This is a genomic window from Pseudomonas cuatrocienegasensis, from assembly GCF_900110925.1.
Taxonomy (GTDB): Bacteria; Pseudomonadota; Gammaproteobacteria; order Pseudomonadales; family Pseudomonadaceae; genus Aquipseudomonas; species Aquipseudomonas cuatrocienegasensis.
The window spans coordinates 145,062-165,545 of sequence record NZ_FOFP01000012.1; the positions used below are offsets into that span (position 1 = coordinate 145,062).

Annotated in this window: 16 protein-coding genes; 10 read left to right on the forward strand and 6 right to left on the reverse strand. The window is 63.1% G+C overall.

The window, feature by feature from the left end:
- The first annotated feature begins 51 nt into the window (after positions 1–51).
- From BMW49_RS16905 to hutC, 3 genes are all read left to right on the forward strand, one after another.
- Positions 52–903 (forward strand): ABC transporter permease, encoded by an 852-nt coding sequence (locus BMW49_RS16905; protein WP_069519300.1) that lies wholly within the window; start codon positions 52–54, stop codon positions 901–903.
- Positions 900–1,730, forward strand: a complete 831-nt coding sequence (locus BMW49_RS16910) for a quaternary amine ABC transporter ATP-binding protein (RefSeq protein ID WP_069519299.1) — start codon at positions 900–902, stop codon at positions 1,728–1,730. The genes BMW49_RS16905 and BMW49_RS16910 overlap by 4 nt, the downstream gene beginning before the upstream one ends.
- 159 nt (positions 1,731–1,889) lie before the next feature.
- Positions 1,890–2,603: a histidine utilization repressor gene (hutC, locus tag BMW49_RS16915; RefSeq protein WP_069519298.1), complete on the forward strand. Its 714-nt coding sequence runs from the start codon at positions 1,890–1,892 to the stop codon at positions 2,601–2,603.
- A 46-nt stretch (positions 2,604–2,649) separates the two neighbouring features.
- Here the strand turns inward: hutC and BMW49_RS16920 are convergent, their stop codons facing one another.
- From BMW49_RS16920 to BMW49_RS16930, 3 genes are all read right to left on the reverse strand, one after another.
- The gene (locus BMW49_RS16920) at positions 2,650–3,306 is read right to left on the reverse strand and encodes an endonuclease (protein ID WP_069519297.1); all 657 of its coding nucleotides are present in this window, start codon (positions 3,304–3,306) and stop codon (positions 2,650–2,652) included.
- Between the two features lie 393 nt (positions 3,307–3,699).
- Positions 3,700–4,731, reverse strand: a complete 1,032-nt coding sequence (locus tag BMW49_RS16925; RefSeq protein WP_069519296.1) for an AraC family transcriptional regulator — start codon at positions 4,729–4,731, stop codon at positions 3,700–3,702.
- 10 nt (positions 4,732–4,741) lie between these two features.
- On the reverse strand, positions 4,742–5,659 hold the full coding sequence (locus BMW49_RS16930; RefSeq protein ID WP_069519295.1) for a GGDEF domain-containing protein: 918 nt from the start codon (positions 5,657–5,659) through the stop codon (positions 4,742–4,744).
- A 375-nt stretch (positions 5,660–6,034) separates the two neighbouring features.
- On the opposite strand from BMW49_RS16930, the gene BMW49_RS16935 reads away from it, so the two are divergent.
- The 5 genes from BMW49_RS16935 to BMW49_RS16955 all read left to right on the forward strand — a co-directional run bounded on the left by BMW49_RS16935 (position 6,035) and on the right by BMW49_RS16955 (position 12,685).
- Complete coding sequence (locus BMW49_RS16935; RefSeq protein WP_069519294.1) at positions 6,035–8,545, forward strand: TonB-dependent receptor; 2,511 nt, start codon at positions 6,035–6,037, stop codon at positions 8,543–8,545.
- Positions 8,546–8,616: 71 nt separating this feature from the next.
- On the forward strand, positions 8,617–10,542 hold the full coding sequence (locus BMW49_RS16940) for a phytase (protein ID WP_069519293.1): 1,926 nt from the start codon (positions 8,617–8,619) through the stop codon (positions 10,540–10,542).
- 163 nt (positions 10,543–10,705) lie between these two features.
- The gene (tolQ, locus tag BMW49_RS16945) at positions 10,706–11,416 is read left to right on the forward strand and encodes a protein TolQ (protein ID WP_069519292.1); all 711 of its coding nucleotides are present in this window, start codon (positions 10,706–10,708) and stop codon (positions 11,414–11,416) included.
- 10 nt (positions 11,417–11,426) lie between these two features.
- Entirely contained in the window at positions 11,427–11,876 is a 450-nt protein-coding gene (tolR, locus tag BMW49_RS16950; RefSeq protein WP_069519291.1) for a protein TolR, read from the forward strand.
- Positions 11,873–12,685: an energy transducer TonB gene (locus BMW49_RS16955; protein WP_069519290.1), complete on the forward strand. Its 813-nt coding sequence runs from the start codon at positions 11,873–11,875 to the stop codon at positions 12,683–12,685. The genes tolR and BMW49_RS16955 overlap by 4 nt, the downstream gene beginning before the upstream one ends.
- 193 nt (positions 12,686–12,878) lie before the next feature.
- Here BMW49_RS16955 and BMW49_RS16960 read toward each other — a convergent pair whose 3' ends face one another.
- Positions 12,879–13,436, reverse strand: a complete 558-nt coding sequence (locus BMW49_RS16960) for an NADPH-dependent FMN reductase (protein ID WP_069519289.1) — start codon at positions 13,434–13,436, stop codon at positions 12,879–12,881.
- 157 nt (positions 13,437–13,593) lie between these two features.
- On the opposite strand from BMW49_RS16960, the gene BMW49_RS16965 reads away from it, so the two are divergent.
- Both BMW49_RS16965 and BMW49_RS16970 read left to right on the forward strand, forming a co-directional pair.
- Positions 13,594–15,204 carry an FMN-binding glutamate synthase family protein gene (locus BMW49_RS16965; RefSeq protein WP_069519288.1) on the forward strand — a complete coding sequence of 537 codons (1,611 nt, stop codon included), beginning with the start codon at positions 13,594–13,596 and terminating at the stop codon, positions 15,202–15,204.
- Between the two features lie 484 nt (positions 15,205–15,688).
- The gene (locus tag BMW49_RS16970) at positions 15,689–16,780 is read left to right on the forward strand and encodes a hypothetical protein (RefSeq protein ID WP_069519287.1); all 1,092 of its coding nucleotides are present in this window, start codon (positions 15,689–15,691) and stop codon (positions 16,778–16,780) included.
- A 462-nt stretch (positions 16,781–17,242) separates the two neighbouring features.
- On the opposite strand, the gene BMW49_RS16975 is transcribed toward BMW49_RS16970, so the two are convergent.
- Together BMW49_RS16975 and BMW49_RS16980 are read right to left on the reverse strand one after the other, a co-directional pair.
- Complete coding sequence (locus BMW49_RS16975; RefSeq protein ID WP_069519286.1) at positions 17,243–18,805, reverse strand: acyl CoA:acetate/3-ketoacid CoA transferase; 1,563 nt, start codon at positions 18,803–18,805, stop codon at positions 17,243–17,245.
- A 157-nt stretch (positions 18,806–18,962) separates the two neighbouring features.
- On the reverse strand, positions 18,963–20,348 hold the full coding sequence (locus tag BMW49_RS16980) for a GntP family permease (protein ID WP_069519285.1): 1,386 nt from the start codon (positions 20,346–20,348) through the stop codon (positions 18,963–18,965).
- Positions 20,349–20,484: the final 136 nt, after the last annotated feature.

The window sequence follows — 20,484 nt, forward strand, 5'->3', positions numbered from 1 at the left end:
CCGAAGGGCTGGCCGGGACGTTCACTGCATCCCCTTGTTCGAGAGTCTTTTATGTTTCCCGAAAGCCTTACCTTCTCCATCGCCGACTGGGTCAATAGTTGGGTGGACTCGCTGGTGACCAATTATGGCGATGTGTTCCGGCAGATCGCCGACACCTTGCTGTGGGCCATCGTCAACCTCGAAGGCCTGCTGCGCATGGCACCTTGGTGGCTGATGCTGGCCATCATCGGTGGCATTGCCTGGCACGCCACTCGTAAGGTCGTGACCACGGCGGTGATTGTTGGCCTGCTGTTTCTGGTTGGTGCGGTGGGGTTGTGGGACAAGCTGATGCAGACCCTGGCCCTGATGCTGGTGGCCACCGGCATTTCGGTGTTGATCGGCATTCCGCTGGGCATTCTTTCTGCGCGCAGTAATCGCCTGCGTTCGGTGCTGATGCCGTTGCTGGACATCATGCAGACCATGCCGAGTTTCGTGTACCTGATCCCGGTGTTGATGCTGTTCGGCCTGGGCAAGGTGCCGGCGATTTTCGCCACGGTGATCTATGCCGCGCCACCCTTGATTCGTTTGACCGATCTGGGCATTCGCCAGGTCGACCGCGAGGTGATGGAGGCGATCAACGCTTTTGGCGCCAACCGCTGGCAACAGCTGTTTGGCGTGCAACTGCCCCTGGCCCTGCCAAGCATCATGGCGGGGATCAACCAGACCACCATGATGGCCTTGTCGATGGTCGTCATCGCTTCGATGATCGGCGCCCGTGGCCTGGGTGAGGACGTGCTGATCGGCATCCAGACCCTCAACGTCGGGCGCGGCCTGGAAGCCGGCTTGGCGATCGTGATTCTCGCCGTGGTCATCGACCGCATTACCCAGGCCTATGGCCGCCCCCGGCATGAGGTGAGCAAATGAGTGACGCGGCCATCAGCAAGATCGAAGTCAAAAACGTCTTCAAGATTTTCGGCAGTCGCTCCAAGGATGCCCTGGCGCTGATTCGCCAGAACAAGAGCAAAGACCAGGTGCTGGCCGAAACCGGCTGCGTGGTCGGGGTGAACGACCTGTCGCTGAGCATCGCCAGTGGCGAGATCTTCGTGATCATGGGCCTGTCCGGCTCTGGCAAATCCACCCTGGTGCGGCACTTCAACCGGCTGATCGACCCGACTAGCGGCGCGATCCTGGTGGACGGTGAAGACATCCTGCAACTGGACAAGGACGGCCTGCGAGAATTTCGTCGGCACAAGATCAGCATGGTGTTCCAGAGCTTTGGCCTGCTACCGCACAAGAGCGTGCTGGACAACGTCGCCTACGGCTTGAAGGTCCGTGGCGAGAGCAAACCGGTGTGTCGCGAACGGGCGCTGCACTGGATCAATACCGTGGGGCTCAAGGGCTACGAGCATAAATACCCGCACCAGCTTTCCGGCGGCATGCGCCAGCGTGTGGGCCTGGCCCGGGCCTTGGCGGCGGACACCGATATCATCCTGATGGACGAAGCCTTCAGCGCCCTCGACCCGCTGATCCGCGCGGAAATGCAGGACCAGTTGCTGGCGCTGCAAAAGACCCTGCACAAGACCATCGTGTTTATCACCCACGACCTCGACGAGGCCGTGCGCATCGGCAACCGCATCGCGATCCTCAAGGACGGCCAGCTGATCCAGGTCGGCACGCCGCGAGAGATTCTGCATTCGCCGGCGGATGAATATGTAGATCGGTTTGTGCAGCGCAGGGCAGTAGTGGTGTAGGGCTGATCTCAGCTACGACCTACTAAATGCCTCACACCAACAGGTCGGCAGCAAGCCGGCCAGTTTCTTGGTTCGCGGCAATTGCCGGCAGTTGTTCCTACGCGCGGGCGAGAGGGGAGGCTATCATCTGCGTTTCGGGTGTAACTCCAAGGAGCCGCAGTGAGCAGTACAACCCCGCGCTACAAAGCCATTGAGGCGTTCCTGCTGGAGCGTATCCAGGGCGGCGTGTTTCCGGTCAATCACCAGATCCCACCGGAAGAGCAGTTGGCGCGCGACTTCGGCGTAAGCCGCATGACGGCCAACAAGGCGATCCAGAACCTGGTGCAGAAGGGGTATCTGGTGCGCCAGGCCGGGCATGGCACCTTCGTCACCGACCGCAAGGCCGAGTCTTCGCTGCATGAGGTGATGAATATCGCCAGCGAAGTGCGCGAGCGTGGCCACGTCTATGGCAACCGCGTGCTGCGCTGCGAAGCGGTGGCGGCTGATGATGAAGTGGCGCTGCGCCTGGGCGTGCGGCTGGGCACGGAGGTGTTTCACAGTGTGCTGGTACACCTGCAGGATGGCCTGCCGATCCAGCTGGAGGACCGCTTCGTCAACCCGCGCTGGGTGCCGCATTACCTGGCCACCGACTTCACCCAGCAGACGCCCAACGAGGTGCTGGTGGCCAGTTGCCCGATCTCGGACGTGGAGCATGTGGTGGAAGCGGTCCCGGCCGATGGGCTCATCGCCGAGCTGCTCGAGATCGACCCGCTTATGCCCTGCCTGAGCGTGATCCGCCGCACCTGGTCGGACGATCACCTGATCAGCTACGCACGGCTGATCCACCCTGGCGCGCGCTACAAGCTGCGCTCGCTGCACACCCACAGAAAGTAGGGTGCGCTTTGCGCACCAAGCTACGTACGGGTGTTGCCCTGAGCCCCTAGTCAGCCGCCAACTGATCCGCCAGCGCCGGGTCGTCGATAAAGCGGTTGCGCGTGCCCTGCAATGCGCCGATTTTCTCGTTGCGCGCATGCTCCTCGGCATCGGGCGGGTCCATGCGGTTCCACTGTTGCAGCATCGGTAGATCGCCGATCAGGGGCAGGCCGTATTCCTGGTGCATGTAGAAGATCGCCCGGGCGATATTGCCCTTGGCGGCATCCTTGGGTTCGAGGCGTTGAAAACCAGTCTTCAGCTCACAGTCGAGGTCGCTGAAGGTGCCGCTTTGGCTGTCTGCCACATCCGCGAACTGGGCGTTGCGCCGGGCCCGTTCGACGCTCTTCAGCGCCGGGTAGTAGTTATGCAGGTCTGCGACGATAAACGGGTAGCGCGGGTTCATGATGCTGCACTGGCGATCGGTGACGCAGCGCAGTGCGTTTTTCATCTGCCGGGCGCTGTACACCGCGCTGGCCGTCACCTGCTGGTCCGGGCCGGCGAAGCGCCGGGCGCAGTACAAGGTAGTACCCCCGGCCGGGTAGAGCTGGCTCCAGAACAGCTGCTCGCTGGCTTTGGTGTCGGCAATCTGGTCCTGGCCAGCGGCCAGTGAGGGCGGACTGGCAACGACCGCCAGGCAAGCGAAGGCGAAAGCAACTGCGCGCATGAGATAAGGCCCCGTTCGACTGCCATGGCTGGCGGCCTGCTGTTGTTTTTGTAGGACAGCCCCGAGTCTAGGGTCTGGCAGATAAAGCCGCAAATGAGGCTTGTAAGCTTTGGCTTACATGCTGTGCTGCTGTTCGTCTCTATCGGCGAATAGAGCGCAGGAATACTATTTGTCTCAAGGACGTCGCGCAGGAAGCGCAGCTTTTAAAAAGGATACGTTGGAAAGCCGCCAGGATGGCGAGTTGATCAAGGATGTCAGGACATAGTCTGCAAAACCTCGCTTCGGCGGGGTTTTCTTTTTTCTGGGTACTTCTCGCTCCCAGAAAAGCCAGTTGTTCCCACAGCCCCTCTCTAATTGCCTCAGCACCTTATACCGGCCGCCGACTGCGCGCGCTCAACCAAGCAATTGGCGCAAGGCACTGGGCGAGAAGCCTGTCCAGCGTTTGAACGAGCGGCGGAAGTTGGTGCTGTCGTGAAACTGCAGGTAGGCGGCCACCTCGTCATTGCTGTAGCCCTTGACCCGGTACAGGTACAGCGCCACATGCTTGCGCACCAGGTCGAGCTGCTCCTGAAAATGGCTGCCGTGCTTGCCCAGTTTGCGTTTGAGGGTGGCCGGGCTCATGGCGAAGGCCTGCGCCACGCTGTCCAGGTTCGGCGCCTCGCGGATGTGCGTGCGCAGGTGGGCATACAGGCGGTCGAGCAGACCCGCGGAAAATCCCAGGGCCTCGAGCTGCGCCAGGCTCTGGTGCTCGGCCACCTGGCGCGCGGTGAGTGAAGCACCGGCCCAGGGTCGCGCCAGGTACTCGCGGGGCAGGCTCATCATGTCCACCTGGCGCGCGAAGGCCACGTCTTCGCCCAGGTGCACCCAATACTGTTCGATATAGCGCGGCTGTTCGTGAGCAAACTCGAACTGCCAGGGCAGGCGCTCGCCGGCCAGCCAGCGGCTGCAGGAAGCCAGCGCGGTCATGCTCGCCTCGAGCATAAAGCGGCGCTGCTCGCCGCAGCCGCAGGCGTCCAGCCAGACCACATGGACGTGCTGCTCATCCAGCACCAGGCGCGGCGCCAGCAGCGGGCTGAGCAGGGCGCGCAGGTGCACCAGCAGCGTGAGCGCCTGGTGCAGGTTGCCGGCTTGCTGCAGGGCCTGGCTGGCGGCGCCGTAATGGCCGGGCAGCAGACGTTGGCCGAAGAGGAAGCTGCTGTCATCGGCATCCAGCAGGCGGCGGGCATTGTCGATCAACTGCAAAAACTGCTGCGGGCTGATGCGCGCCTGGCCACTGAGAATGTCCTCGTGGAACAGCCCACTGCCGCGCAGCAGGCGATGGCTGTCCAGCTCGCGAGCCAGGGCCAGGTCGAGCAGCAGCGCAGGCTGGTGATGGGCGGCAATAAAGCGGCTGTCGCGTTCGTACCAACTGCCCTTGACGGCCATGCTGGATTCCTCAGGCGCGCTTCGCGGCGGGTGTTTGCTTGGCGCGGGCCAAGGCCAGGTTGAGGCGTTTGAGCAGGCTGTCGCCGTCTTCGTCCTGGGCCAGCACGCTGGCCACGGCGGCAACCAGGTGCAGGCGCTCGCCATTGCGCTGGCTGCGGTAGGCCAGGTGGCGCACCGCGTCCTGCAGTTCGCTGGCGATCTGCTGCGCCTGCTGCGCACCGGTGCTCGGCAGCAGCGCGACGAAGCGGTCGCCGGCCAGGCGGCAAAGCAGGTCCTGGCGCCGCAGGTTGAGCAGCAGCAACTGGGTCAGGCTCTGCAGCACCGAATCACCCTCAGCGTGACCGTGCTCGCGGTTGAGGCGGTCGAAATCATTCAGGTCGAGGATCACCAGACTCAACGGCTGACCTTCTGCACGGCTCTGCTGCAGGGCTTGTTGCACCTGCAGACGCAGGTAGTCGGCGGCGCCCAGCGGGGTGAGCTTGTCGAACAGCCGGTGTTCGCGGAACAGCCGTTCGCGCTTTTCCATCTGCGCGCTGATTGCCAGTTGTTCACGGTGCCAGTGGTAGATGCCCAGGGTCACCAGGATAAAGCCCACCGGCATCGGCCCGGACTCCAGCCATTTGTCCCAGTTGACGCCCGCCGGCAGTTGCACGAACTCGTCTATGGAGTCCATCCACAGCGAGAAGAACAGACACGCCAGGCCGCAGAACAGCAGACTGGTCACCCGCCCGGCGGGGCGGCTCTTGAGCAGCAGGCCGATCCACAGCAGCACCAGCAGCGTCGAGCCGCCCTCGCCGAAGATATCTGTCCAGTCCCACTCGCTGGTGGGTTTGATGTTGCCGGCGATCAGGTGCGCGAGCAGCCCGAGGTTAGCCAGCAGTAACAAACCGGCAAGTTTCCAGGCGTGGAATTTCAACAAGGGCGGCATCGGGTGGGTTCCGCAGGCTTCAATGACGGCCAGCAGAGCAGAGACCTGTGACACTTTGGTTGCAGTGGGGGAGGTCGATTCGGCTCAGCCAAGCTGCACGTTTTTTTGCTGCGCCCGGCCGTAGGGTGCGCCGCGCGCACCAACCCGCCGCCGTTCAGCCGCCACGCACCACTCGCCACGAGCAGGCAGCCCGCTGCCGAGGCGCGCCGCGTCAGGTCTTTTCAGCTCATCTGTCTGGGCCATGGCCTTTAAAACCCGGCATTTCGCCGCCCATGCCGCAACCCTGTCACCGAAGCGTCATCCGCCCCACCTAGCTTGCGCTCCCAGCGACTCGGCCTCTGTGCCGATGGATTTCACTCTTGGGGAGAGCAGGCCATGCGCCTAGGTCACAGCAGCACCCGCTATGCGGGCTTTCGCATCAGCACGTTGACGTTGGCCATTGTCGCCAGCACTGGCGTCCTCGCCGAGGAGCCGTTAGTTCTGGAGCATGTCGAGGTGGTCGGCCAGGCCGTCAGCATCGACAAGGCGCTGAAAGAGCAACGCAGTTCCGATAACGTCGAGAGCGTGGTGCACGCCGACGGCATCGGCCAGCTGCCGGACGACAACGCCGCCGAGGCGCTGCAGCGCATACCCGGTTTGTCGGTGGAGCGCGACCAGGGTGAAGGGCGTTTTGTCAGCGTGCGTGGCATCGGCCCGGACCTGAACAGTGTGACCATCAATGGCACCCTGGTGCCCTCACCGGAAAGTGACCGCCGCGCCGTGGCCCTGGATGTACTGCCTTCCGAGTTGGTGCAGTCGCTGACGGTGGTCAAATCCCTGACCCCAGACATGGACGCCAACTCCCTCGGCGGCACGGTGGAAGTGGAAAGCCTCTCGGCCTTCGACCATGACGGACTGTTCTACACCGGCAGCGCCGAAGGCAGCTACGACGACAACACCGAGCAAACCAGCCCGAAATTTTCCGGCGCGATCAGTGATCGTTTCAGCCTGGGCGATGGCATCGACAACTTCGGCGTGGCCGCCGCCTTGAGCTGGCAGGAGCGCGACTTTGGTTCGGATAACGTCGAAACCGGCGGCGCCTGGAACTTCGATAACGGCACCCGGCTGGAAGAGCTGGAGCAGCGCAACTACGCCATTACCCGCGAGCGCACCGGCTTTGGCTTGAACTTCGACTACAAGCCCGATGACCTCTCCAGCTATTACCTGCGCACCCTGTATAGCCGCTACAAGGACACTGAAACCCGCAACGCTGCCGGCATCGAGTTTGCCGATGCGCAGTTGCCGGGCGAAAGCGGTGATGCCGAAGGCTACCGCGAGCTGAAGAGCCGCACAGAAACCCAGGAAGTGCAGTCCTACGTGCTGGGCGGCGAGCGCATGCTCGGCCTGTGGACCATCGGAACCCAGGCCGGTTTCAGCCGCTCCAGCGAAGACAGCCCGGAAGGTATTGCCGGGGCGACCTTCGAAGGTAATGACGATTTTGCCGATGCCGGTTTCAGCAACACCAAGAAGCCGCACCTGAATATCGACTCGGCGTTCTACGACCCGAACAATTTCACCCTCAGCGAGGTCGAGTGGGAAAAACAGAAGACCACCGACACCGAGAAGAACATCAAGCTCGACCTGGCGCGCGACTATGACCTCAGCGGCTATGCCTCCCAGGTCAAGTTCGGCGGCAAGCTCAGCCGTCGGGAAAAAGACAATGACCTGGAAGCCTGGAAGTACGAGGACCTCGGCGATGTCGGCCTGAGCGATGCCGACCTCAACCTTGGCCAGTTCACCAAGGGCAGCGTGGATTACGGCCTGGGCCGCTTTGGTCCCGGTATCAGCGACAAGGCCATCGAGCGCCTGCTCGGCGGTCTGAACAGAGACGACTTCTATAACGAAGAAGAGTCGCGGGTAAATGACTTCGAGATGAGCGAAGACATCAACGCCGCCTACCTGATGAACAGCCTCGACATCGACGACTGGCGTTTTATCGCCGGGGTGCGCTACGAGGGCACCGAGTTCGAGGCCAAGGGCAGCGGCATTCGCGATGGGGTCTTCGAGGACACCAAGAGCGACACGCGTTATGAGCATTGGCTGCCGGGTCTGCATGCGCGCTACCAGCTCAACCCCAGCACGCAGCTGCGCGCCGCCTGGACCAATACCGTGGTGCGGCCGACCTTTGGCCAACTGGCGCCGGGCTTCGTGATCGACGGCGACGAGGCCAGCTTCGGTAACCCGGAGCTTGATCCGCTGGAGTCGATGAACCTCGATTTTGGCATCGAACACTATATGGGCCGTGCCGGCGTGGTCTCGGCGTTCGTGTTCTACAAGGACATCGACAGCTTCGTCTACAACACCGACCTGGGCGGCACAGGTATCTGGGCCGACTTTGCCGAGGCCAACACCTTTGCCAATGGCGAAAGTGCCGAGCTGTATGGCCTGGAGCTGGCCTACTCACAGAAATTCGATTGGCTACCCGCGCCCTGGAACGGGCTGCTGGTGGGGGCTAACGCCACCTTCAGCCGCTCCGATGCGAAGATCGAAGGGCAAGGCCAGTCGCGCAGCATAGACCTGCCGAACCAGTCGGATACGGTCGGCAACCTGATGCTCGGCTGGGAAGACGACACACTCAGCCTGCGCCTGTCGGCCAACTACAAATCCAGCTACCTGGCCGAAGTCGCGGCTATCGACGACAAGGCCCATGACCTCTACGCCGATGAGCAATTATTCGTCGACTTCAGTGCCGGTTACTTCCTCACCCCTGCGCTGCAGCTGACCTTCCAGGCGCAGAACCTGACGGATGAGTCCTACTACGTCTACAGCGGCCGCCGCGACTTCAACGCCCAGTACGAAGAGTACGGCCCGACCTACAAGCTCGGCCTGACCTTCACCCACTTCTGATCTGTGTGTCGGCTGGGCGCGCCTCGGGCGTGCCCGGCTGGCGGTTAGGTTTTCAGTAAGGATTTACCCGTATGCACCTTTCGTTTGTTAAGAAAAACCTGTTGCTCGCCAGCCTGATTGCCTTGAGCGCCTGCCAGAGCACAGTGGCCGATAAGCCCGCTGCAGCCCTGAGCCTGCAGGCGCTTGCCAGCCCAGACATGGGCGCGGTCGAGGCGGCGCAATGGCTGGCCAGTGACAGCTTCTGGCCAGGAGCTGAGCGCTTGCAGAGCAGCGAGAAAAAGGGGCTGTTTGTGCTCGATGGCCAGGGCGCGACCCTGAGCCAATTGCCAGGCACTTTTGCCAGCATCGACCATCGCGTCGGCCCTCGCGGTCTGCTGGTGGCAGCGCTGGATGTCGACCGCCAGCAGGCCATGCTGGTCAACCTGGCGAATCAGCGCTGGGGCGAGCCGCTGTACCTGCCGCGTCCGGCTTACAAGATTGATGGCCTGTGCCTGTACCGCGATGCGGCGCACAACGAGTTTGTCTTTCTGATTGGCGAGGAAGGCATCGGCGAGCAGTGGCTGGTGGCTCAGAACGAAGTGCCGTTGGCAACGCCCAAGCGCGTGCGCGGCATGAGTCTGCCGCCGGCCAGCGAGTATTGCCAGGTCGATGATCTGGCTGAGCGCTTGTACGTCAACGAAGAAAACGTCGGCCTGTGGGCCTACGCTGCCCATGCCGAGGCGGATCTGGTGCGCGAGCCGGTGGGGCTGGTGCAGCCGTTCGGTGATATCGGCAAGGCGCTCGCCGGTATGGCCGTGGTACCGGGCGGGGTGTTGGCGCTGGACCCGGAAAGCAACAGCCTGCACCGCTATCAGCGCTCCAGCGATGGTTGGCAGGCCCAGCCGGTGCTGCCCCTGGGCAAGCTGAATGAGCCTGAAGGCCTCAGCGTGCGTGCTGTTGCAGGCGGCCTGGAGTTACTGGTGCGCGATGACGACGGCCTGCAGCACGGGCAGCTGGCCTGGCAGGCGCAAGCCCCTGAGCCGCACGCAGCACTGCCGATTCTGCCGGTACAGGTGCAAACCGATCCGGTACCGAGTCTGGGCGATGCCGCCGACGACCCGGCGATCTGGGTGCACCCCAGTGACCCGCGCAAGAGCCGCGTATTGGGCACCGATAAGCAGGGCGGCCTACTGGCCTATGACCTGGCCGGTAAGCAGCTGCAGGACCTGCGCTTAGGGCGGATGAACAACGTCGATGTACGGGCCGGCTTTGACCTCAATGGCGAGCGGGTCGACCTGGCCGTAGCCAGCAACCGTGATCAGAACAGCCTGCAATTGTTTGCCATCGACCGCCGCAGTGGCGAGTTGCGCAACCTGGGTAAGCTGCCAACGCCGCTCAAGGACATCTACGGTCTGTGCATGTTCAAGGATGCCGCCGGGGCGATTTATGCAATTCCCAATGACAAGGACGGCACCTTTCTGCAGTACCGCCTGAGTGCAGACGATGGCCGTATCCGTGGTGAGCTGGTGCGCCAGTTCAAGGTGGCGAGCCAACCGGAAGGTTGCGTCGCCGATGACCGCAACCAGCGCTTGTTTGTCGGCGAAGAAGATGTCGCGGTCTGGGCGCTGGATGCTCGCGCTGAGGCGCCCACTCAGCTTGAACAGGTGATTGCAGTCGGCGATGTGGTGCATGACGACATTGAAGGTCTGGCGATTTATCAGGGCGCAACGCGTGACTACCTGGTGATCTCCAGCCAGGGCAACGACAGCTATGTGGTGCTCGATGCGGCAGCGCCCTATGCCGTGCGCGGCGCCTTTCGCATCGGCCTGAACGCGCAACTGGGCATCGATGGCGCCTCGGAAACCGACGGCCTGGACGTTACTTCAGCCAACCTCGGCGGCATCTGGAGCGCCGGCATGCTGGTGGTGCAGGACGGGCGCAAGCGCATGCCCGAAGACCGCCAGAACTACAAATACCTGCCCTGGAGCGCGGTGGCCGAGGCCCTGGGTCTGGAATAGCGGGCCTGGTAGCCCGGATGCAATCCGGGGCTACGGGGGCTGCAGCCGTGAAGCGAAAAGCTCGCGGCTAAAGCCCCTCCCACGGCCCCGGTTACGGGGCCGCTCACTGCAATGAAATGACGCCCGCCGTCTATGGCGGGTGCGGCAAGCCAAGGAGTCGAAGATGCACAGTTCACTCGAACAGATGACCGTCTGGGGCCTGATCAGCGACGCCAGCCTGCTGGTGCAGGCGGTGATGCTCAGCCTGGTCCTGGCGTCGCTGGCCAGTTGGTATTTGATCGTGCAGCGCAGCGCCGTGTTGCGCCGCAGCGAGCGTGAGGCGAATGCCTTTGTCCAGCGCCTGCGCGGCAGCGCCGACCTGGCCCAGCTGCAGCGCGACTGCAGCGCCACCGCCGACGAAGACGCCGGCGTGCAGCGCCTGTTTCAGGCCGGCTATGGCGAGTTCCAGCTCCTGCGCCGCGAGCCGGGTATTGCCAGCGAGGTGGTGGTCGAGGGGGTCGAGCGCAGCCTGCTGGTGGCCATCTCCGAGCAGGAAGAACGCTTGGAGAAAGGCCTGCCGCTGCTCGCCACCGTCGGTTCAGTGAGCCCCTACATCGGTTTGTTCGGCACCGTCTGGGGCATCATGAACTCCTTTATCGGCTTGTCCCAGGTGCAGCAGGCGACGTTGTCCACGGTCGCGCCGGGGATCGCCGAAGCGCTGATCGCCACCGCCATCGGCCTGTTCGCGGCCATCCCTGCGGTGATCGCCTACAACCGTTTCTCTGCCCGCGTGGCCAGTCTCAGCGTGCGCTATTACGGCTTTGGCAACGAGCTGCAGGGCCGCCTGCATCGCCACTTGCACACGGGCGGCGGCACACTCGCCGCAGCGGCCTGAGGGGATCGCCATGCGCAGGCCACAGAGCAAGCACGGGCCCAAGGCCGAGATGAACGTGGTGCCCTATATCGACGTGATGCTGGTGCTACTGGTGATCTTTATGGTCACCGCGCCCATGCTGATTCAGGGCGTGCAGATCGAGCTGCCCAAGGTCGCCGCCGAAGCGCTGCCCACGGATAACCAGCAGCGCATCCTGACCCTCTCGGTACAGGCCGACGGCAGCTACTACTGGAACCTTGGCAGCGAGTTGGACACCGAACTGGGCGAGGCCAGCGAACAGGCGGTGGACCTGGCGCAGATGAGCACACGGGTCAGCCAGTTGGTGGCCGAACAGGGCGATACCCAGGTGTATATCCGCGCCGACCAGGCCGCCGACTACGCCAGCGTAGTGGCCGGCATCGCCGCCTTGCAGCAGGGCGGGGTGAGCAGCCTGGGGCTGATCACCGAGGCGCCGCAATGAGCAACCTGGCCCTGCCCGCTACGCCCACCACCTGGCACGCGCCACCGCCTACACATCAGTGGCACCGCCGCTGCAGCGCCTTGGCGGTGGCGTTGGCCGTGCACCTCGGGCTGGGGGCACTGCTGCTGACCCAGTGGCAGGTCAGCCAGCCCGAAGTGCCGCAGATCAGCACCGTGCAGTTGCAATTGCTTACCCTGGCACCGCCCGCACCCGTACCGCCGGTGCTTGCCGAGCCCACCCCCGCCCCGGTACAGCCACCGCCATCCGTTCAGCCCGCGCCGGTGGTCGAGCCGCCGCGTCTTGAGCAAGCCGCGCTGGCACGCAAGCGCGCCGAGCAAGCGCAGCGTGAACAGGCGCAACAACGTCTGCGCGAAGAACAACAACGTGATGAGCAGCGCCAGCGCCGCGAGGCCGAGGCCCTCGCGCAGCAGGAGCAGCAACGCCAGGCCGAGCAGCGCTTAGCCGAACAACGCGAACAGGCCGCGGCCGCCGCAGCCGAGCGCGCACGCCAGGCTGAAGCGGCGGCGGCCGCCAGCCGCCAGTATTTGCCGATCGCCAAACAGGCGCCGAGCTACCCGCAGCGCGCTCTGGACAAAGGCCTCGAAGGCCAATGCACCGTGCATTACACCGTCAATGCGCAGGGACGGGTGGAAAACCCCGAAGCCGAGAGCGACTGCCACCCGCTGTTTATCCGCCCCTCGCTGAATGCGGCAAAGAGCTTTCGCTACCAGCCGCGCATCATCGAAGGCCGCGCCGTGGCAGTGGCCAATGTGAGAAACACCTTTACCTACCGCATCGAACCGCGCTGATCTGGGCGTCTGGAATGCGCATAAATCCGCCGCAGGCCGCGGGGTCAGTAGCCTGGGTCGAGCGCAGCGACACCCGGGTACGCTCGTCAGTCAGTAGCCTGGGTTGAGCGCAGCGATACCCGGGAACGCTCGCCAGGTGGCAAGCGAGGCCGCGCCGCGTGACGACGCGCCCCGGTTGAATCGGCCGAAATGCTCAGGCCGCGTGCTTGGCAACCCACCCGGCATAAGCGTCGATAAACTTCTGCAGAAAGGGTTTGATGCTGTCGCTCAGCACGCCCTGCTCATCGAAGAACGAGCCCGCGCCGCCAAGGTAGGCTTCGGGCTGTTGCAGCACCGGCACGTCGAGAAACACCAGGCACTGGCGCAGGTGGTGGTTGGCGCCAAAGCCGCCAATTGCGCCAGGCGAGGCGCTGAGCACGGCGCCGGGTTTGCCGCTGAAGGCGCTTTTGCCATAGGGCCGTGAGCCGACGTCGATGGCGTTCTTCATCGGTGCAGGGATCGAGCGGTTGTATTCCGGGGTGACGAACAGCAGCGCGTCGGCGGCGCCCACTTGCTCACGAAAGCGTTGGTAAGCGGCCGGGTAGGGCGCGACATCGGTGTCTTCGTTGTACAGCGGCAGGTCGCCGATCTCGACGATTTCCAGCTGCAGCGATGGCGGCGCGAGCTCGGCCAGGGCCAGGGCGAGTTTACGGTTGATCGATGCCTGGCGCAGGCTGCCGACCAGGACGGCGACGCGGTGGACCTTGCTCATGGTGAACTCCTCGGATAAATGAACGGATGACTATAGACCCTGCGGATCTGGCTAAGGTCCCAGCGATCTTTCCGCGCCAAGGCGACCCCCGTGGTGCTGGCAGCTTCGCCGAGGCTGCTAGAGTGGCATCTTTGCGCCCAGATCAGACGGAGCCTGCATGAACCTGTCGTTGCTCAGCCGTTACGCGTTTTTCGCCTGTTGTGTGTTGTTTACCCTGGTCAGCCTGCTGTTTCTTGAGCATGAATGGCTGTGGCCGTTCACCCTGCTGGGCGCTGTGCTGAGCCTGGTGGGCATCGGTGATCTGCTGCAGAAGCGCCATGCGGTGCGGCGCAACTACCCGATCCTCGGCAACATCCGTTATCTGGTCGAAGGTATCCGCCCGGAAATTCGCCAGTACCTGCTCGAAGGCGATGCCGAGCAGTTGCCGTTTTCCCGCTCGCAACGTTCGCTGGTCTATTCCCGGGCAAAGAACGAGGGCGCCGACAAGCCCTTCGGCACCCTGCGCGATGTGTACCAGAACGGTTTCGAGTTCATCAGCCACTCCATGCGCCCGGCGGCGCTGAGCGACCCCTGTAGTTTTCGCGTGGAGATCGGCGGGCCGCAGTGTCGCCAGCCTTATTCTGCCTCGCTGTTCAACGTCTCGGCGATGAGCTTTGGTTCGCTCAGCGCCAATGCCATTCGTGCGTTGAATCAGGGCGCGAAACTCGGCGACTTCTACCATGACACCGGCGAAGGCAGCATCAGCCCTTACCACCGCGAACACGGCGGTGATCTGGTCTGGGAGCTGGGCAGCGGTTACTTCGGCTGCCGCAGCGCAGAAGGTCGTTTCGACCCCGAACGCTTCGCCGTGCAGGCGCGCGACCCGCAGGTGAAGATGATCGAAATCAAGCTCAGCCAGGGCGCCAAGCCGGGCCATGGCGGCATCCTGCCCAAGCACAAGATCACGGCAGAAATCGCCAGCACCCGTGGCGTGCCCATGGGTGAGGATTGCGTTTCACCGTCGCGCCACAGCGCCTTCTCGACCCCGATCGAGCTGCTGCAGTTTATTGCCCAGCTGCGCGAGTTGTCCGGCGGTAAACCGGTGGGCTTCAAGTTCTGCCTGGGCCACCCCTGGGAGTTTATGGGCATCGCCAAGGCCATGCTGGAGACCGGTATTCTGCCCGACTTTATCGTCGTCGATGGCAAGGAAGGCGGCACCGGCGCGGCGCCGCTGGAGTTTACCGACCACCTCGGTGTGCCGTTGCGCGAGGGCTTGTTGTTCGTGCACAACACCCTGGTCGGCAGCAACCTGCGCGACAAGATCAAGCTGGGCGCCAGCGGCAAGATCGTCAGCGCCTTCGACATCGCCCGGGTGCTGGCCATCGGCGCCGACTGGGCCAACTCGGCGCGCGGCTTCATGTTCGCCATCGGCTGCATCCAGTCGCAGTCCTGTCACACCAACAAATGCCCGACCGGCGTGGCTACCCAGGACCCGCTGCGCCAGCGCGCCCTGGTGGTCGAGGACAAGGCCCAGCGGGTCTACAACTTCCACCGCAACACGCTCAAAGCCCTGGCCGAGATGCTCGCCGCAGCGGGCCTTGAGCACCCGGCGCAGATCGACGCCAAGCATCTGGTGCAGCGGATGTCCGCCAGCGAGATCAAGCTGTTTTCCCAGCAGCATGTGTTCCTCGCCCCCGGCGAACTGCTCGACGGCCAGGTGGCAGGGGAGTTTTACCAGCGCATGTGGCGCATGGCCCGTGCCGACAGCTTCGAGCCGGCGCTGGATTGAGCTAGGCTGGCCGCTGCAGCAAAGAAAAAGACGCGGGCCCACGCGCTAGCAGGCGCCTATGCAGCCCGAAAATTCCTCCGTTTGCTTGCGCACCTATTGCCCTTCTTGACCAGGCTGATCGCCCATGTCTCGGCGTACTGCCAGGCCTGGGTGGTTTCGCATGTTGCGCTTGAGCGGAAGGCGAGCGAAGTAGGGCTGTTGCGGATTTTTTGTTCTGGATGGCGCTGTTACATCTGTGAACCTAGGACGAAAGACATGGCCACTTTCAGGGCCATAAAGCGGTGCGTGCTTATTTGAGCTGTGCAGCAGTGATTGGCAATGCTGCGTTGAGGTTTTTCCCCCGTCCAGTCGTTGATCAGGGGGCACAGAGGAGGGTCGAACAAAGGCGTTCTCAGAGCCTACCCATACAATTATTGCAGGGCCTCCATGATGATCATGCTATGCAGGCGCTTGGCCGTTTTTTTTAGGGTGTCAGGGGTGAGTCATGACTAAGTCTGTCGTGAACTTGACCTTTCATGTTTCGAGTGCCGGCATGCTCAAGGTGTCTGGCGTTACGGGTGCGGTCGAATCTCTTAAGCATGTGCTCTCAGGCGAACCGGCACCCCGCACCTTGGATATTCCATCTTTCCTGGACCAACGCGATAAGATGCGCGCAGGAGGGCGGAGTCGCACCTTTGAGTCGAAGCTACTGGCTGTGGGTGATGTTTACGTAAAAGAAGCGTTCGACGAGCTTTCAAGAAAGCTCCATGGCTGTGCAAGAATTGAGGTGTTCTGTGACCCTACGCCTCACGAGCAGATGCTGCTCGTTCAGTGGTTGGCGTGGCTGACTACTCAGGACGGTTTGATCGAAAAGACCGTACTTCATCACTGTATCGTACTGTTGGGTGGGCAACTGTCGAAGTATTGGACGCCTCATCAGCTGTACACGAGCACGAGCCCTGTAACAAAGGAGGTTGTGAGTACTGCGCTAAACGCCTGGAACGCATATACGCATTCCACTCCAGAGCAATGGGTCGGCCTGCTCAGCGAAGATTTATCGGCGCTCCCCTACTTGCGTTATGCCGTTTTCCGCGCCTTGCAAGAACTGCCATCGGTCGATAGGGGCCTTAGCCGTACGGCCTGGAGTGTTCTTGATTTTTTGAGTAGTAGAGCTGAACCCACTTTTGGCCAAGTGCTGCAGGCCGTTGGCGATAGCGATACTTCGCACTTTATGGGTGATCTGGAGACCCGCATATGGCTGAGGGAGTTTCTCAGGCTAGGCCTTTGCCGTGTTGTGAATAAACAGCAAGGTCAGGAACTGCCTCGCATCGGCGCATTTGATGCGAACCTGAGCGAATTGCTTGACTGCCGATTCACGCTCTCCGTGGCGGGTTTGGCCCTGGTCTCCGGTAAGCGCGATTTGCTCGACCTGGCCATCGTCGATTATTGGTGGGGTGGCACCCGACTTAACAACCACACCTACTGGCGCTGGGATTCACGCAAAGCGCAATTGATTGCACCTGCTCAAGGCAAATTCCCTGATCGGCACTTGGCGCCAGGACGTGTCTTGTCTTTCTCTAATACCGAGAAAAAATAGCCTGTAGTGGTGTTAGGGTCTGTTGACGTTTCGTCCTGAGCCGCGTTGCCGCGAAAAAACTTGCCAGGCCGGGCGGCGCTCCGCAAGGCCGCGCCCGCTCCCGGCGGCCTTGCGGCATTCACCCCATCCATAGGGTTTGCGCAGGGTGCAGGGGATGGACTCGCCGTCCACGTTGTTTCCTTGGCAAGTCCTCCAACCACGCATGGCGAGATTTTGCGCGCAACCTAAGCGGCCCCACCCGAAGGGCTCGGCGCGGCCGCGAACGAAACGTCAACAGGCCCTAAGCGATGCTTAAGTGCCAATCGGATGAGGCGGGCATATGGCTGCACGCGTCTATGAAACCTGAGTGACTATCCAGTGAAGATGGCGGGCATAGACCCTAAGGACAGCTGCGAGCTGGCCGCTGCAGCAAAGAAAAAGACGCGGGCCCACGCCAGGCGACCCGCGTTTACACTCAATCGGTCAGGCGCGGCGCCCCAGGGCGTCGCGCAGGTTCAGGCGCTCGGCCTGGAACAGCCGTGCATCCATAGGTTTCGGGTCCCGCACGATGGGCGCGAAATCCATGCGCGCGAGGATGTCGCGTTGGATGTCCACCCCCGGCGCCACCTCGATCAGTTCCAGGCCGGCAACCGTCAGTTGCAGCACGCAACGCTCGGTGACGTAGAGCACCGGCTGGCCGTGTTCGGCGGCCAGGCGGCCGGCGAAGGTGCGGTGCTCGACCTCAGCGACGAACTTGCGTGTGGCGCCGTCTTTGACGATGCGCAGCTGACCATCCTCGATACGGATGTCCTGCTCACCGGCGCTGAAGGTGCCGACGAACACCACCTGCTTGGCGTTCTGGCTGATATTGATAAAGCCGCCGGCACCGGCCAGGCGCGAGCCGAAGCGCGACACGTTGAGGTTGCCCGCCGCGTCGGCCTGGGCCAGGCCCAGCACGGCCAGGTCCAACCCGCCGCCGTCGTAGAAGTCGAACTGGTAAGGCTGGTCGAGCAGGGCGCTGTGGTTGCTCGCTGCGCCAAAGTCCAGCCCCGAGGCCGGCACGCCGCCGATCACGCCGGGCTCGGCGGTCAGGGTCAGCAGGTCGATCACCCCTTCTTCGGCGGCCACCGCCGCCACGCCTTCGGGCATGCCGATGCCCAGGTTGACCACGCTGCCCGCGCGCAGCTCCAGGGCGGCGCGGCGGGCGATCAGTTTGCGCACGTCCAGCGGCATGGGCTTGAGGCTGTCCACCGGCACTCGCACCTCGGCGGCGAAGGCCGGGTTGTAGGCGGTGGCGAAGGTCTGCTGGTGGTTGGCCGGGTCGGCGACCACCACGCAGTCGACCAGAATGCCGGGGATCCTCACCTCACGGGCATTCAGCGAGCCACGCTCGACGATGCGCTCAACCTGGGCGATCACCAGGCCACCGGAGTTGTGTGCGGCCATGGCAATGGCCAGGCTCTCGATGGTCAGCGCCTCGCGCTCGAACGACAGGTTGCCGTCGGCATCGGCGCTGGTGGCGCGCACGATGCCGACATGGATAGGAAAGGCCGGGTAGAACAGGTAGTCCTCACCATCGATCGGCATCAGCCGCACCAGTTCGTGGGTGGTACGTGCATTGAGCTTGCCGCCGCCGTGGCGTGGGTCGACAAAGGTGCCCAGGCCGACCCGCGACAACTGCCCCGGCTTGCCGGCGGCGATGTCGCGGTACAGCTGGGAAATAACCCCCTGGGGCAGGTTGTAGGCCTCGATGCGGTTATCCACCGCCAGCTTCTGCAGCCCCGGCACCAGGCCCCAGTGGCCGCCAATCACCCGCCGCACCAGGCCTTCATGGGCCAGGTGATTGAGGCCACGGCCCTTGCCGTCGCCTTGGCCGGCGGCATACACCAGGGTCAGGCCCTGCGGGGCCTGTTCAGCGAGAAAGCGCTGCTCCAGGGCGATGGCGATTTCCTCGGCGAAGCCGATGCCGACAAAGCCGCCCGTGGCCAGGTTGGCGTTGTCCGGGATACGCGCTACCGCAGCGGCGGCGCTTATGATCTTGCTCATAGCGGGTACTCGTGGAAGTCGCAGAAACAACCTCGTGGCGTAATGCCAGGCTGCAAGGGAGGGACCGATTGACGTTCCGCGTTAGCCGCGACGCTTGCAGCGCTTCCACGATCTCGCGAATAAAGGCTAGGCGCCCCCTTCGATCCTACAAAGCTCATCAGAAGCTACCGAATAGTGTGCCGAGCGTGATAACGACCACCAGCGCCACCATCGGGAAGGCCACGGTGTTGACGAAGATAAATTTGTACGACTCGCGGTGCGTCAGCTTGCAGATCGCCAGCAGCGAGATCACCGCGCCGTTGTGCGGCAGAGTGTCCATGCAGCCGGAAGCCATGGCGGCGACGCGGTGCAGCAGCTCTGGGCTGATGCCGGCGGCGTTGGCCATGCTCAGGTACTGCTCGCCGAGGGTCTTCAGGGCAATCGACATACCGCCGGAGGCCGAGCCGGTGATGCCGGCGAGGATGTTCACCGCTACCGCTTCGGAGATCAGCGGGTTGCTGGAGACGCCCAGCACCAGGTCGCGAATGATCACAAAGCCCGCCAGAGAAGCGATCACCGTGCCGTAACCCACCTCGGCGGCAGTGTTGAGGATCGGCAGCATGGAGCCGAAGGCGCCGTCGTTGACGCTCTTCTTCAAGTCCATCCAGCGCTGCCAGTGCATGGCGATCAACAGCAGGATCGCTGCGCTTAGGGCGACGATGATCGCCCAGATGCCGATCAGCGATTTGGCGTCCTGCAGGCCGCCGAATTCCGGCTTGGCCAGGTAGCTGGTGTCGAGGTTCGGCAGAATCTGCTTGGCCATCAGAAAGTTCAGCGCGATCACCACGAAGATCGGCAGCAGCGCCAACCAGAAGCCAGGGATTGCCCGGTTGTCCTCGGCGACCGGGTCATCGCGATGTTCGCCGTAGCCTTCGCCGGCAGCCATCAGCTTGCGCGACTGGGCGGTGAGCCACCAGGTGCCGAGGCCGAACATGATCAGCCCGGCGATCACCCCCAGGCCCGGCGCGGCAAAGGCATCGGTGCCGAAGAAGGGGTTGGGAATGGCGTTCTGAATCGCCGGGGTGCCGGGTAGGGCGGTCATGGTGAAGGTGAACGAGCCGAGGGCGATGGCACCCGGAATCAACCGCTTGGGAATGCCCGCTTCACGAAACAGCGCCGCACCAATCGGGTACACCGCAAAGGCCACGACAAACAGCGACACGCCGCCGTAGGTGAGGATGCCGCAGGCCAGCACGATGGCCAGAATCGCCCGTTCGCTGCCGACTTTGGCGACTATGCCCTGGGCGATGGCGCGGGCAGATCCCGAGTCATCCATCAGCTTGCCGAACAGCGCGCCGAGCAAAAACAGCGGGAAGAACTGGATCACATAGCCGCCCATGGCCTTCATGAATACCTGGGTGTAGGTGGGCAGCAGCAGACCGATATCGCCGGCAAACAGCAGGGCCAGCAATGCGAGAAGCGGGGCGAGGATCAACACGTTGATGCCGCGGTAGGCGAGGTACATCAACAGAGCGAGGGAAATCAGAATACCGAGGGTACCCATGGCTGGTTCCTTTTGTTGTTGTTTTAAGCAGCGCTATAGGGTCTGTTCCCGTTTCGTCGCAAGCCGCGTTGCTGCGAAAAATCTCGCCAGGCTAGGCGGAGGACGCAGGGAATGGTGTTCCCTTGCCAAGTCCTCC